Origin of the sequence: Nanchangia anserum, from assembly GCF_015240065.1 — a bacterium.
GTDB lineage: Bacteria > Actinomycetota > Actinomycetes > Actinomycetales > Actinomycetaceae > Nanchangia > Nanchangia anserum.
Genome location: NZ_CP060506.1, coordinates 1,699,046 through 1,711,652, shown reverse-complemented (window position 1 = coordinate 1,711,652; position 12,607 = coordinate 1,699,046). Strand labels below are relative to the sequence as shown.

Genomic DNA, 12,607 nt, shown 5'->3' with positions numbered 1-12,607 from the left:
GACCCCGGCCGCGCCCCTGGGCATCTCGGGCGTGAGCACGCCGGCCGTGGAGGAAACCGACGCAGCCGAGGAGGCGAGCGCGCCTGCGCCCAAGCCATCGCTGTGGCAGCGCATCAAGGCGTTCTTCGCCGGCTCGCCCGCCTCGAACCAGCCCGTCGAGGTCGTCGAAGCCGAACCGGCACCGCCTGCCCTGCCGGCATCTCTGCCCGCTCCCGCCGATCCCGTGATCGTCGATGACGCCGACACCGCCGTGGAGGGCGTGAATACGCGGTCGCTGCGCCAACTCGACACGGCTGCCCTCGAGCAAGTCGACGCCGACGACACCGACGCCGCCGCAGACGCCGACACCGCTGGTGACCCCGTGCTTCCCGCTCCTCCCGCGCCCGCCGACCCGGCGCCCGCCCCCGCGGAGCAGGCCCCGGCGGAGGAGGATGATGACGATGACGAGGGCGAGCCGACCCAGCCGATCTCGCTGAAAGATCTCGCCGACCACGAGCCCGAGGTTCCCCGCCCCGCACCCGAACCCGTCGCCAACCCCACTCGCCAGTCCCTCAAGGACCGGATGCACGAGTTCGCCCCGGTCCCCCCACCCGCTGCCGAGGACCCCGTCGTCGCCCTGCCCGCGGGCCTGGCGCAGAAACTCGAAAAGTCCGGTGCCGACTGGGCAACCGACGCGGCCCCCCAGACACCGAGCGCGCCGCCGGCCCCCGCCCCCGACGCGTCGGTCGGCCAACCCACGGACGACGAATCTCCCCATGCCCGCACGCGCGCACGGACACCGACGAGGCGCAGGCGACGCCCCCGCCGCCCCTGCTCGACGACATTCCGGAACCGCCGCAGACCCAAGAGATCAGCCAGGCCGACATTGCCGACGCCGCGGCGCAAACTGGGACGAAGCAGCCCGCCATCATGCGCCCGACGACGACCGGCACCATCCCGGCGATGCCCCAGCGCGACCCCGAGGACTCGGCCCAGTGACGCGGCTGCGGCGCCCCCTCATCGCCGCGATCGCCATCGTGGCCGGCATCGTCTCCTTCGTCCTCACGTGGACCCTGGTCAGTCGCGGTGGAACACCCCTGCTCGTCAGCCCCTTTCTGGCCGTGCCCGTCGCGCTCGCGGCGCTTGGCCTCATTCAGGCCGGGCGCGGAGTGCTCAAGCTGAAGCAGCGCAAGCCCACGCGGGTCACGCCGACCCAGGCGGCGACGATCGCGCTCACGGCCCATGCCGCCGCGATCGTCGGAGCCCTGCTCAGCGGCCACATGGCCGCCCAATGCGCCGTCGCCCTGCTGAGCGGCGACTCCCAGATGATGCGCGAACAGGCCATCGGTTCGGCGGTGACGGGCATCGCCGGGATCGTCGTCACCGTCATCGCCGTTCTCGTCGAGTCGTGGTGCATCATCGACGACGATGACGACGACGTCTCGGGCGGTGCCGGCGTCCAGGCATCGCCGGCATGAGCGAGGCTGATACCGCCGAGATCCGGCAGGCGCTGGCGGCATGGTTCGCCTCGGCGGGCAGGGATTTTCCGTTCCGCCGCCCGAACGCACCCCGTGGGGCGTCCTCGTATCCGAGGTCATGGCGCAACAAACTCCCATGACCCGCGTCGAGCCGGCATGGAACGCGTGGATGCGGCGGTGGCCGCGCCCGACCGACGTCGCCGCGGCCTCGCCTGCCGACGTCGTTCGCCAGTGGGGCAAGCTCGGCTATCCCCGCCGCGCCCTCTACCTGCGCACGGCTGCGGCGACGATGAGCGAGGATCGCGAGCTGGCCCACCTCATGACCCTGCCGGCCGCCGACGCTGGCGCGGCGGCTCCGCCTGATATCGAGGATCGGCTTCGCCGCCTCAGCGGGGTCGGGCCGTATACGGCGGCAGCGGTGAGCACATTCGGATTCGGGCGCCGCGCCATCCCGCTCGACACGAACATTCGGCGCGTGATCGCGCGCCTGTTCGGCGGCAGCGACCAGCCCGCCGGGGCGGCCACCCGCGAGGAACGGCCCGCGCCGAAGCCGTGTGGCCGAGCGAGGACGCCGCCGCGAGCGCGTGGACGGCGCAGGTCATGGAGCTCGGCGCCCTGGTGTGCCGCGCCCGGACTCCGGAATGTTCGCGATGCCCGGTCGAGGCCTGGTGCGCGTGGCGCGATGCCGGTTCGCCTGTGCGCGAGCAGCCTCTCGCTCGGCAGCGCTACGTCGGCACGGATCGCCAGGCCCGCGGGCGCATCCTCGACCTGTTGCGCGAGACGTCGAGCCCGCAGCCCCTCGAGCGCGTCATTGCGGCGGGCCGCCTGCCTCAGGCCGCCGACGATTCCCAGGCGCGGCGGGCGCTGCTCGCGCTCGAACGCGACCACCTGGTGACGATCGAAGGCGAGCGGGTGAGCCTGCCGCGCTGACGGCGTGGTCCGGGCGGGCGTCGGGGTCGCCTGGATAAGCTGCACCTATGACGAGCACCAGTAGGCCCCCGAAGCGTCCGGGTGGGCGGCGTCCCGCGTCGGCCCGCCCGACCTCGTCGAAACGGCTGCCGGCCTCGGTGTATCGGCGCCGCCGTATCGCCGCCGTAGTCATCTTCGTTCTCGTCATTGCCCTCATCGTCGGTGCGGTGAGCGTCGTACGTTCACTCGTGCGCGCCGGCGTCGATGCCCAGGATCAGGCGGCCGAGACTCCCACCGTGAACCCGACGACGTCGCCGGTGACCTGCGACGCGTCGATGCTCACCGCCACCCTTAGCGCGGATCCGGCGGTCATTCAGCCGGGCTGGAAGACGACGATCGCGGCGAAGGTGGCCCCCGCGCGTGGCGCTCAGCCCTGTTTGGCGAACGCGTCGCCGACGAAGCTGGGGCTGCGGATCACCAAGGACAAGACGACCGTCTACGACTCGAGCGCGTGCGCCGAAGACGACACCAAGCGCCTGCTGTTCGGCGCCGGCGTCTCCTGGGATACAGAATTCACGTGGGACGGGCAGACGCACGCGGACGCCGCAGGGTCGTGCGCGGCCACGGGTCCGGTCGAGGCCGGCATCTACGGCCTTCAGCTCGTGCTTGACGGCAAGCCGGTCGGCTCCGTCGCCCAGTTGACCGTGACCGGGGCGGCCTCCTCGCAGTAGCCGGATCGGTGGCGGATCCCGGCCCTAAGGCCCGCGGCGCTCGCCAGCGCGCCGATAGGATGGATAGTGGCCCAGGGCACACGACGTGCCGGCCGTGCCAGTCCGATACAACGACGCGAGGTCTGACAGCATCATGAGTTGGTTTGACTCGATCGAACACGTCCAGTGGCTCTCGGCGCACATGCGTCAGCTGATGGCGTATGGCGCCCGCTCCGAGGTGCCCACGGGGTTCGGGACGATGGATGCCGAGGGCAATGTTCACGCCGATGCGCCGGTCCAGCTCTACATCACCGCCCGGATGACGCACATCTATTCCCTCGGGGTCCTGTTGGGGTTGCCGGGCTGCCGCCGCCTCGCCGCACACGGCATCACGTGTTTGCGCGAGTATTTCTGGGACCGCGAGTACGGGGGCTGGTTTGACGCGATCGAGCCGCGGCTGGTCGACGGCAAGGTCCGCCCGGCGCAGGGGCACGACGATAAGCGGTCGTATTCCACGGCATTTGTCATGCTGGCAGCGGCGACGGCGACGGCCGCGAACCGCAATAACGCTCACGAGCTGCTGCGCGACGTATTGCGCGATCACGACGAGCACTGGTGGGACGACGAAGCTGGCATGGTCTGCGAGTCCTACACGCGCGACTATTCCGTGTGCGAGGCCTACCGGGGCATGAACTCCAACATGCACACGGTCGAAGCGCTGCTCGTTGCCGCGGATGTCACCCACGAGAGCATCTGGCTCGAGCGGGCCGTGCGCATTCTGCGTCGCGTCGTCGAGGAGGCCCGGACGTATTCGTGGCGCGTGCCCGAACACTTTGACGCGCAGTGGCGCTACCAGCCCGACTATCACGCCGACGACCCGGCCGATCCCCATCGCGCTTACGGCCACGCCGTCGGGCACTCGTTCGAATTCGTCCGGCTGTTGCTGGAAGCGCGCGCGATGTGGCACGAGGCCGGGCACGACCTCGAAGACTGGATGCTCGAGGGGGCGACGGAAATCTTCGAGCGCGCCCGCGTCGACGCGTGGCGCCGCGACGGTGCTGAGGGCTTCGCCTTCACGGTCGACGCCGAGGGCAAGACGCTCATTCACGATCGATTGGCGTGGGTGTGTTTCGAGGCGATCAACGCCGCCGTGACCCTGTACCGAACCTCGGCCAACGGCGAGCGGACGATGGGAGACATGGAGCACTACGAGCACTGCTACCACGCGTGGATCGACTACGCGGCCCGCTACCTGCTGGGCGCGGACGGATCGGTGGTTGCCAAGCTCAACCGTCACAACGAGGCGATCGACATGGTCAATGCCGCGCGTCGCGAGACGATTTACCACGCCGTCCAGGCGCTGCTGCTGCCGCGACTGCCGCTGACGCCGTCGCTGTCGATGGCCCTGGCGACGAACAAGCTCGACAAGCCCGAGTGGACCCCGGTCGCCGAACCCGTGCGCCCGCGCGGATTGTTCGGCAAGCTGCGCCGACACTAGTGAACTCGTGAGCAGACGCCGCCTGGTACCCCCGCCGCGCGCCGGCCTTAACCCCCGCCCCGTTCGCGTGGCACGGGCTGGCGAGGCCGGCGAGGTCGTTGCCGAGGCGCTCGCCACTCTCACCGCGCATCGGCGCACCTGGGAGGTGGCGGCGGCGTTTCGTCGCGGCGACGTCGTCGATGCCGGCGGGAAGCGCATCGATCCCGGCGACATCATCGCGGCCGGCCAGCGGGTGTTCATCCACTCCGCGGCACCCGACGAACCCGGGTGGCCGCATCCCCTGATCGAGCTGTGGCGCGGCGACGATGCCCGAATCGTCGACAAGCCGGGCGGGATCTCGACGGCACCGCGCGGGGCGTTCGTCGCCCGCTCGGTCGTCGTCGCGGCCCGGCGCCAGTGGGGAATCGACGACGTCGTTCCCGCTCACCGCCTCGACCGGCTGACGACCGGCTGCCTCCTCCTCGTCACCGATCCGCGCGCCCGCGCTCACTATCAGCGGGCATTCGCCGAGCGTCGGGTCGAAAAGACCTACCTCGCGCTGACGCGCCGGAGCGGGCTCAACGTCGGCGACGAGGCGACGTGGCGGCCGCACCTGCTGGCGCCGAAGCGCGGTGGCATCGTCGCGGTCGATCCGCGCGGCGTGCCGACGTATACGCGGGCGCGGGTCCTCGCCGTCGATGGGGAACACGCGCTGTGGCAGCTGCGACCCGAGGGTGGGCGCCGCCACCAGCTGCGGGTGACGCTCGCGCACGCGGGCTATCCCATCCTCGGCGATCCGCTCTACGGCCCCATCCCCGATCCCGCGTCCGATCGTCTCGCCCTGCACGCGGCGAGTCTGACCTGTGACGGGCCGGCCGGTCGCATCAGCGCGGCCGCACCTGTCCCGCGATGGTGGCCGCTTCGCGCCTGCACGCAGTGAGCGGCGTTGGTCTCATCGGTGAGCGCCAACAGGCGACATGTCCGGGCTGACTTTAGGCTGTGTCCCATGTGTCACGTCTCGCCCGCACCGTTCGTGTTCGTGCAGTGCCGCCCCGCCGGGGTGATCGCTGACGACGAGCGCGCGACCATCGAACGCCTCGGTGGGTTGCGCGAGGGGGAGTCGCTGCACTCGCTCATGCTGTTCGAGGACCCCGACGTCGACCCGGCGCGCGACCTCGATCTCGACGCCTACGCCGGCGTCATCATTTCGGGCTCACCGTACTCGGCAGTCGAGGAGAACGAGGCGAGTGACCCCGCCCGCGCCCACATGTACGCCCGCGTCGCGCGGCTCGCGCGCACCCTGATCGAGCGCGATATCCCGACGCTGGGTCTGTGTTACGGGCTACAGATGCTGGCCGTCGCCCAGGGCGAGCGGCTCATCGACACGGTGCCCGAGGACCTCCAGGCCGTCAGCGTCCACCTCGGTGAGGCAGCGGCCGCCGACCCCGTGTGCCGCGGCCTCGCCCCGACCATTCGCTCGTTTGTCGGCCATACCTACGCGCTCGAGCGCACCCCGCCCGGCGCGACGCTGCTGGGGCGCGGCGAGTACTGCACCCAGCAGCTGCTGCGGTGGGGCGACAACGTCTACGGCACCCAGTTCCACCCGGAGATCACGACAGCCGGGATGAAGCTGCGCATCGACACCTACGCCGGCCACTACTACAACGCCGACGAGGCCCGCGACGTCATCGATCGGTGCATGAGCCAGGACGTGACCAGTTCAAACGCCATGATCTCGGCGTTTGTTGACCGCTATCGTGGATACGGGTCGGTGACGACCCCCGCCGCCGTGTGAGGAGGAGAGCGCCATGGTGTTGGATTTTGCCCAGTCCCCACGGTCGACGCTCGGTATCGAATGGGAACTTCAGCTCGTCGACCGTGAATCGCATGATTTGCGCCAATGCGGCGCGGCGATCCTCGAGGCGGTCGAGCGCGAACACCCGAATAACGGGCTCATTCACAAGGAAATGCTGCTCAACACTGTCGAGGTGACGTCGCGCCCGCGCGCGACGGTGGCTGAGTGCATCAGCGACCTCGAGGAGGGCGCGGCACTCGTGCGGCCGTTCTCGGATGCGCTGCACGTCGAGTTGACCTCGGCCGGCTCGCACCCGTTCGCCGACCCGACCTACCAGCTCGTCACCGATTCGGCGCGCTACCTCAACCTCGTCTCGCGCACCCAATACTGGGGTCAGCAGATGCTGCTGTTCGGCACCCACGTTCACGTCGGCGTGGAGGACCGGGCGAAGCTGCTTCCCCTGCTGGGATACGTCGCGACGAAACTCGGCCACATCCAGGCCCTCTTCGCCTCCTCGCCCTATTGGGGAGGCGTCGACACCGGCTATTGCGACAACCGCGCGATGGTCTTCCAGCAGTTGCCGACGGCCGGTCAGCCGCGCCAATTCGAGCGCTGGGAGCAGCTGGAATCCTTCACCGACGACCTCACGAAGACGGGTATCATCACGTGCTTCGATGAAATCCGCTGGGACATTCGCCCGTCGCCGAAATTTGGCACGCTCGAGGTCCGCGTGGGCGACGCGTCGTCGAACACGAAGGAGGTGCGCGCCTACGCCGCGCTCATCCAGTCGCTCGTCGAGACGGGATCGCGGCTGCTGGACGCCGGGCACGACCTGCCGATGCAACCCGAATGGTACGTCGCCGAAAACCGGTGGCGCGCGGCGCGCTACGGCATGGAGGCGACTCTCATCGAGAACGCCCACGGCGACGAGGCACCCCTGCGCGAGACCCTGGCGGGATGGCTCGAAGAGCTGGCGCCGGCGGCGCGCGACCTCGGCTGCGAGGACGACCTCGCTTGGATCGGCGACCTCGTGCGCATCGGTGTCGGCTACCAGCGCCAGCGCGCCGTGTGGGAAAAAGCGGGTTCGCTCGAGGCCGTCGTCGACTTCCTCCAGGCCGAGACGAAGGCCGACACCCCGCTGGACCCGTCGACATTCGTCTCGCGGGCCCGCGGCGTCCACGTGCCGCGTCGCTAGCTAGATCTCGGCGACCATCTTCCCGAAGGGGCGCGTGCACGCGTACGTCCCCACGGGGTCGCCAAACCACTTCGGCGCCAGGCGAGCGAAGGCGTCCCCGCACTTATCCAGCGGGTAGACGTGGTCGATGACGGGCAAGATCTGCTCGGCCTCGACCATCGGCCACACGTGGCGGATGAGGTCGTCGATGACGCGCGCACGCAGCGCCGGCGGCGCCGATCGCAGCGTCGCACCGGTCAAAGTCAGGCGCTTCGTCATGACCGTGTTGAGGTTGATCGTGCCGGCGACCCCCCGCTGTAGCCCCATGAGCAGCAGCGTTCCGGCCGGGGCCAACAGCTTGAGGTTGGTTTCGAGGCCGCCGGCCCCCGTGACGTCGAGAATGAGGTCGACCCCCTCTCCGCGCGTCGCCTCGGTGATGGCGGCGACGAGGTCGTCGTGGTAGTCGACGGCGTGTTCGGCGCCCAGCTGCCGCGTCAGTGCCGCGCGCTCGGGCGAGCCGGCGCTCGTGTAGACCTCGGCTCCCAGGTGGGCCGCCAGCTGGATGGCGATCGTCCCGATGGCGCCGGAGCCCCCGTGAATGAGGACGCGCTGACCGGGCTGGATGTCGCCGAGGATCTTGAGATTGAGCCAGGCCGTCGCGCACGCCTCGACGAGGGCAACGGCGCGAACGGACTCGCTGCACGCCAGCGGCTGGAGCGTCAGGGTAGGAGAATGCGGCGTTGCCGGCTGAACGCTGAGCGCCCTCGTCACCGAGGGAACGGGCAACAGCAGCGACATGTCGGCGGCGACGAGATCGGCGAGGCCGCCGCCCGGCAGCAGCGCGAGTACTTGCTGGTGGGTGTGCATCGCGTAGGCGACGTCGAGCGAGGTGTGTTGGCGCAGGGTGGGCTCGGCGCTGAGGACGGTGCCGGCCACCTCGAGTCCGGGGATGTTGGCGACCCCGGGCGGTGGGGGATAGGCCCCGTGAAGCTGGAGGGCATCGGCCCGGTTGATTCCGGCGGCGGTGACGGCCAACAGGGCCTGCCCCGGCGTCACGACGGGTGCGGGAGCGTTCGTGAGGGCGACGCCCGGCGCCAGGGTGCTGATGACCCCGCCCTGCGGGTCCTCACCAGAGCTGACTGCGCGCATATACCCAAAATACGCGGAATTTCAGCAAAAAATGGCCGTTCGGCCCGACGGGAGTCGCATCGCCGTGGTCCGGCCACACCCGCGAAATCGCCGAAGTGTAGGCTGGCTCACATGAAACTTGCGCGCATCAATCTTCCCGATTCCCGCCCCTACGCCTGGGTCGATACCGCGGCTGGCCTGGTCTTTCCCCTCTCTGGCGATCTCTTCGCCGCCGATGCCGACCCCCGCCGCGACCGAGCCGGGCGAGTCCATCGACTACGACTCCGTCGAGCTGCTGGCGCCGTGCCGCCCCTCGAAGGTCATCGCCGTGGCGAAGAACTACGCCAAGCACGCCGAGGAAATGCACGGTGAAGTGCCGCCAACCCCGGTGCTGTTCTTCAAGACGCCGAATACCGTCGTCGGCCCCGGCCACCCCATCGTGCGCCCCCGCTGGGCCGAGATCGTCCACTACGAGGGCGAATTGGCCGTCGTCATCGGTACCCGCGCCAAGGATATTCCCGCCGAGCGCGCGTGGGACGTCATCGCTGGCTTCACGTGCGCCAACGACGTCTCCGTGCGCGACGCCCAGCGCTCGGATGGACAGTGGGCGCGCGCGAAGGGCTTCGACACGGCGTGCCCGCTAGGGCCGTGGATCGTTCCCGTCGAGGAGTGGCAGCGCGGGCCGAAGCAGGTGACGACGCGCGTCAACGGCGAGATCGTCCAAGACGGGTCCACCGGCGATATGGTGCGCGGCATCGAGGAGCTCATCGCGTACGCCTCCGCCGCGTTCACCCTCATGCCCGGCGACGTCATCCTCACGGGGACGCCCGCCGGCGTCGGCCCCATCGTCTCCGGCGACACCGTCACCGTCCATGTCGAGGACATCGGTGAGCTGGAAAATCCCGTCGTCGACGACGGCGAGTGCTCCTGCTGACTTATTTCCTAGGCAATTCCCAGCTTCGTTCCGGGGTCTCACCAGGGGCGCTCCCTACAGTAAAAGACATCGATCGGGCCAAGCCCGACGACGTAGGGGACATGAGAAGAGGAGAAACGCCTAGCGAGAGACAGAGTGCTTCTTTGAGATGGGGAACATGGGCGAGGGCCCGGGCGCACAGCTCGGGTCCTCGCCTTATGTCTGCGTGGGACATAGAGGCCGGCGAGGGCGCAGCCAACTCGCTACCATGAGAAGAAACTGATCTGTCTCGGCTCGCCACGTGGAGGAGTACGTATGCCCGGCCCGCGCCCAACACCGCCGCCCTCGCGCGTCGTTCGCGCAGGCGGCGCCGTAGTCTGGCGCATCGCCGAGGGCACGGATGCCGATCCGAGCGCACTCACCCACAAATCCATCGAAGTCCTCATCGTGCACCGGCCCAAGTACGGCGACTGGTCGTGGCCCAAGGGCAAGCAGGAACCGGGCGAGCACATCGTCGCGTGCGCGACGCGCGAGGTCGAGGAGGAAACCGGGGTGCCCGTCCGCTTAGGACCGCGGCTGACGATGCAGCGCTACAAGCTCGGGCGCAACACGACGAAGGAAGTCCACTACTGGATCGCCACCCCGGACCTGGCCCAGGCACCACTACTGGCGCGGGCACCGGCCGAGCGGGCGCCTGAGCGCGAAATCGATCGGGTCCGATGGGTCAAGCCCGCCAAGGCCATGCGCCTGCTGACTCGCCGCGGCGATCGGCGTCTCCTCAGCGAGCTTCTCACCCGCCTCGATGCGGGCCGCTTGGCCACGCGCAGCTTGCTGGTGCTTCGCCACGCCAAGGCGATCAAGCGCAGCGAGTGGGCGGACCAGCCCGAAAGCCAGCGCCCCCTCGCCCGCCGGGGCGTCTACCAGGTGGGCCGCGTGAGCGCCGTGCTGTCGGCCTACGGGGTCGACCACCTCGTCACCTCGCCGTGGCGGCGCTGCCTGGCAACGCTGGCCCCCTACGCGACGCTGACGGGGGCACCGATGGACATGGCGCCCGAGTTGACCGAGGACGAGGCGAAGAACGATCCCGCCGCATTGCGGGCGGCCTACCGCGGCCTCATCACCCCCGAGGGAGCGAACACCGTCGTGTGCGTGCACCGCCCGACGATCCCCGCTCTCGTCGGGGAACTCGCCCCCTACACCCCCAACCGGTTGTCGCGGCTACTGCCCCAGGGCGACCCGCTGCTGCACACGGCCGAAGCCCTCGTCGTCCATCTGGCCCGATACGCCGACGACGCGGACCCGAGGGACCGCGTCGTCGACCTGGAAACCGTGCGCGTCTAGTCGCGAGCCACCGCCCGCACGGGAACGCCCAGCAGTCGCGCGATGTTCGGGCCGTGCCCGGTATCGCTATAGCCGTGAACCTCGACCCCCGTCACCGGTCCCGGTCGCAGCAGCGCCGCCGAAATGGCGTCGAGCTCGGGCAGGACGATGACGCACGGCGTCGTGATTTCGCGCCCGTTTGCCACGCCAGCCAGCGGCTGTTCGGCCAGCGCGCCGAGGATGAGGCGGGACACGAGGCGAACGTCGATCGACTGCTCGCGCAACTGCGAGGTCGGGGCAGCCGCGATCTTCCCGGCCAGGGAATCCAGACGCTCCTCGACGACGCGGAACGCATCGGGCGTCTCGGCCAGATCGGCCGCGGCCATACGCGATAGCCTCCGGTCGTTGACGAGGGCGACGATCATGCGCACGATCGTCGCGATCTCGCGTCCGGCCTCCGTCGTATCGTCGTAGGAACGCGCGATTCGCTCCAGCGCGGCCGCGGCGCGGGCGCGCGCCACCTCGAAACGCTCGAGCTCGCGGGCGGCCTCGCCGGTTGACACGTAGCCCTCGGGGTTGAGATCCAGGGTGTATTCCATGCGCGGCAGCAGCGGAGAAAACGGGTCCGGGGGCGGATCGGTCAGGCCCTCGTCAGCGACGGTGTCGACGTCATCGACCGTCGGGGTCGGATCGGCGGCGAGGTCGTCGTCAACGAGCGTTTCCTTGGGTTTGAGGCCGCGGCGGGCCTCGGCCTCGACGCCGCGCCAGTCGGTGCCCAACGCCGCCTTTGCCGCCGCTGCGACGACGCCCTCGACCAGGGGTGCGCGCGAGATGTGTGTGCGGGCGGCGACGTCGGGCTCGGCGAACTCCAGCGCCGTTTGCGCGCTCATGATGGCCGAGCCCAGGTCGACGAAGACGAGGACGTCATCGCAGCGCTCGGCCACGCTGTTCACGGCGTCGAGGACGGCCATCGCATCGGTGCCGATGCCGCCGTCAGCACTGCCCGCAGCCACGGCGAGGGCGATGTCGCGCCCCCCGGTCATCGTCAGCGCGAGATCGCGCGCGGCTTCGGCCAGCGGCCGAGAATGGGCGACGAGAACGAGTCCACACGTCATGCGCCCATCGCCTCCCTGGCCGCACGCAGAATGAGGACGGCCGATGCCGCGCCGGGATCCATCGTCCCGCGCGAGCGCTCACCCAGATAGGACGCGCGCCCCTTCGTCGCCACCATGTCGACGCTCGCCTCGGCACCGCGCTCGGCAGCGGCGACAACGGCGTCCCACATGCGCTCGCCGGCGTGCGCCTGCGCTGCCTCGTAGGCCGGTAGGAGGGCCTCGAGCATCGTCTTCTCGCCGGCCTCGGCCTTCCCGCGTGCCTGGATCCCGCCAATGCCGGCTCCTAGCGCCTCGACGACGCCGGCACCCTCACCCGTCAGCGCCTGGGCGAAGCGGAGGAAGAACGTGCCGTAGAGGGGACCCGAGGCCCCGCCGACCTTCGAGACGAGGGTCATCCCGACCTTTTTCAGGTACGCCGCGGCATCGGGGTAATCCGCGGCATCCAGCGTGGCGACCTCGCGGAAGCCGCGACGCACGTTTAGCCCGTGGTCGGCGTCGCCGATCTGGCGATCGAGATCGGTCAGTCGATCGGCGTCGGCCTCGATCAGCTGCGCTGCCTTCGCCATCCAGGCCGCGGCCTGGTCAACACTCAGTGCCATCAGTGGGATC

General features: G+C 69.8%; 12 protein-coding genes and 1 pseudogene. 10 read left to right on the top strand and 3 right to left on the bottom strand.

Annotated elements, in window-relative coordinates:
* The first annotated feature begins 755 nt into the window (after nt 1–755).
* The 8 genes and pseudogenes from H8R18_RS10020 to H8R18_RS07960 all read left to right on the top strand — a co-directional run bounded on the left by H8R18_RS10020 (nt 756) and on the right by H8R18_RS07960 (nt 7,543).
* Nucleotides 756–1,457, top strand: coding sequence for a DUF3180 family protein (locus tag H8R18_RS10020; protein WP_227712910.1), 702 nt, complete (start codon nt 756–758; stop codon nt 1,455–1,457).
* 40 nt (nt 1,458–1,497) lie between these two features.
* Nucleotides 1,498–1,932: pseudogene (locus H8R18_RS10015) on the top strand (endonuclease III domain-containing protein); the annotation flags it as partial.
* Between the two features lie 77 nt (nt 1,933–2,009).
* The gene (locus tag H8R18_RS09340) at nt 2,010–2,387 is read left to right on the top strand and encodes a hypothetical protein (protein ID WP_227712921.1); all 378 of its coding nucleotides are present in this window, start codon (nt 2,010–2,012) and stop codon (nt 2,385–2,387) included.
* Between the two features lie 47 nt (nt 2,388–2,434).
* Complete coding sequence (locus H8R18_RS07980) at nt 2,435–3,097, top strand: hypothetical protein (RefSeq protein WP_191071508.1); 663 nt, start codon at nt 2,435–2,437, stop codon at nt 3,095–3,097.
* A gap of 133 nt (nt 3,098–3,230) precedes the next feature.
* The gene (locus tag H8R18_RS07975; RefSeq protein ID WP_191071507.1) at nt 3,231–4,574 is read left to right on the top strand and encodes an AGE family epimerase/isomerase; all 1,344 of its coding nucleotides are present in this window, start codon (nt 3,231–3,233) and stop codon (nt 4,572–4,574) included.
* A 7-nt stretch (nt 4,575–4,581) separates the two neighbouring features.
* Complete coding sequence (locus tag H8R18_RS07970; RefSeq protein ID WP_194189242.1) at nt 4,582–5,493, top strand: pseudouridine synthase; 912 nt, start codon at nt 4,582–4,584, stop codon at nt 5,491–5,493.
* Nucleotides 5,494–5,559: 66 nt separating this feature from the next.
* The gene (locus H8R18_RS07965) at nt 5,560–6,348 is read left to right on the top strand and encodes a glutamine amidotransferase-related protein (protein ID WP_191071505.1); all 789 of its coding nucleotides are present in this window, start codon (nt 5,560–5,562) and stop codon (nt 6,346–6,348) included.
* Nucleotides 6,349–6,361: 13 nt separating this feature from the next.
* On the top strand, nt 6,362–7,543 hold the full coding sequence (locus tag H8R18_RS07960; RefSeq protein WP_191071504.1) for a glutamate--cysteine ligase: 1,182 nt from the start codon (nt 6,362–6,364) through the stop codon (nt 7,541–7,543).
* Here the strand turns inward: H8R18_RS07960 and H8R18_RS07955 are convergent, their stop codons facing one another.
* Nucleotides 7,544–8,671: a zinc-binding dehydrogenase gene (locus tag H8R18_RS07955; RefSeq protein ID WP_191071503.1), complete on the bottom strand. Its 1,128-nt coding sequence runs from the start codon at nt 8,669–8,671 to the stop codon at nt 7,544–7,546.
* 214 nt (nt 8,672–8,885) lie between these two features.
* Between H8R18_RS07955 and H8R18_RS07950 the strand changes: the two genes are divergently transcribed.
* Nucleotides 8,886–9,584 carry a fumarylacetoacetate hydrolase family protein gene (locus tag H8R18_RS07950; RefSeq protein ID WP_194189241.1) on the top strand — a complete coding sequence of 233 codons (699 nt, stop codon included), beginning with the start codon at nt 8,886–8,888 and terminating at the stop codon, nt 9,582–9,584.
* A 294-nt stretch (nt 9,585–9,878) separates the two neighbouring features.
* Nucleotides 9,879–10,904 carry an NUDIX hydrolase gene (locus tag H8R18_RS07945; RefSeq protein ID WP_191071501.1) on the top strand — a complete coding sequence of 342 codons (1,026 nt, stop codon included), beginning with the start codon at nt 9,879–9,881 and terminating at the stop codon, nt 10,902–10,904.
* Here H8R18_RS07945 and dhaM read toward each other — a convergent pair.
* A complete protein-coding gene (gene dhaM, locus H8R18_RS07940) occupies nt 10,901–11,998 on the bottom strand; it encodes a dihydroxyacetone kinase phosphoryl donor subunit DhaM (RefSeq protein ID WP_191071499.1) in 1,098 nt (365 codons plus the stop codon). The two genes, H8R18_RS07945 and dhaM, sit on opposite strands and share 4 nt — an antisense overlap.
* A complete protein-coding gene (gene dhaL / locus H8R18_RS07935) occupies nt 11,995–12,597 on the bottom strand; it encodes a dihydroxyacetone kinase subunit DhaL (protein ID WP_191071498.1) in 603 nt (200 codons plus the stop codon). The genes dhaM and dhaL overlap by 4 nt, the downstream gene beginning before the upstream one ends.
* Nucleotides 12,598–12,607: the final 10 nt, after the last annotated feature.

What these genes read in the sequence shown, in the direction of transcription:
- H8R18_RS10020 (WP_227712910.1), top strand. Translation starts at nt 756, where the DNA reads ATGCCCGCACGCGCGCACGGACACCGACGAGGCGCAGGCGACGCCCCC.
- H8R18_RS07980 (WP_191071508.1), top strand. Translation starts at nt 2,435, where the DNA reads ATGACGAGCACCAGTAGGCCCCCGAAGCGTCCGGGTGGGCGGCGTCCC.
- H8R18_RS07975 (WP_191071507.1), top strand. Translation starts at nt 3,231, where the DNA reads ATGAGTTGGTTTGACTCGATCGAACACGTCCAGTGGCTCTCGGCGCAC.
- H8R18_RS07965 (WP_191071505.1), top strand. Translation starts at nt 5,560, where the DNA reads ATGTGTCACGTCTCGCCCGCACCGTTCGTGTTCGTGCAGTGCCGCCCC.
- H8R18_RS07960 (WP_191071504.1), top strand. Translation starts at nt 6,362, where the DNA reads ATGGTGTTGGATTTTGCCCAGTCCCCACGGTCGACGCTCGGTATCGAA.
- H8R18_RS07955 (WP_191071503.1), bottom strand. Translation starts at nt 8,671, where the DNA reads ATGCGCGCAGTCAGCTCTGGTGAGGACCCGCAGGGCGGGGTCATCAGC.
- H8R18_RS07950 (WP_194189241.1), top strand. Translation starts at nt 8,886, where the DNA reads ATGCCGACCCCCGCCGCGACCGAGCCGGGCGAGTCCATCGACTACGAC.
- H8R18_RS07945 (WP_191071501.1), top strand. Translation starts at nt 9,879, where the DNA reads ATGCCCGGCCCGCGCCCAACACCGCCGCCCTCGCGCGTCGTTCGCGCA.
- dhaM (WP_191071499.1), bottom strand. Translation starts at nt 11,998, where the DNA reads ATGACGTGTGGACTCGTTCTCGTCGCCCATTCTCGGCCGCTGGCCGAA.
- dhaL (WP_191071498.1), bottom strand. Translation starts at nt 12,597, where the DNA reads ATGGCACTGAGTGTTGACCAGGCCGCGGCCTGGATGGCGAAGGCAGCG.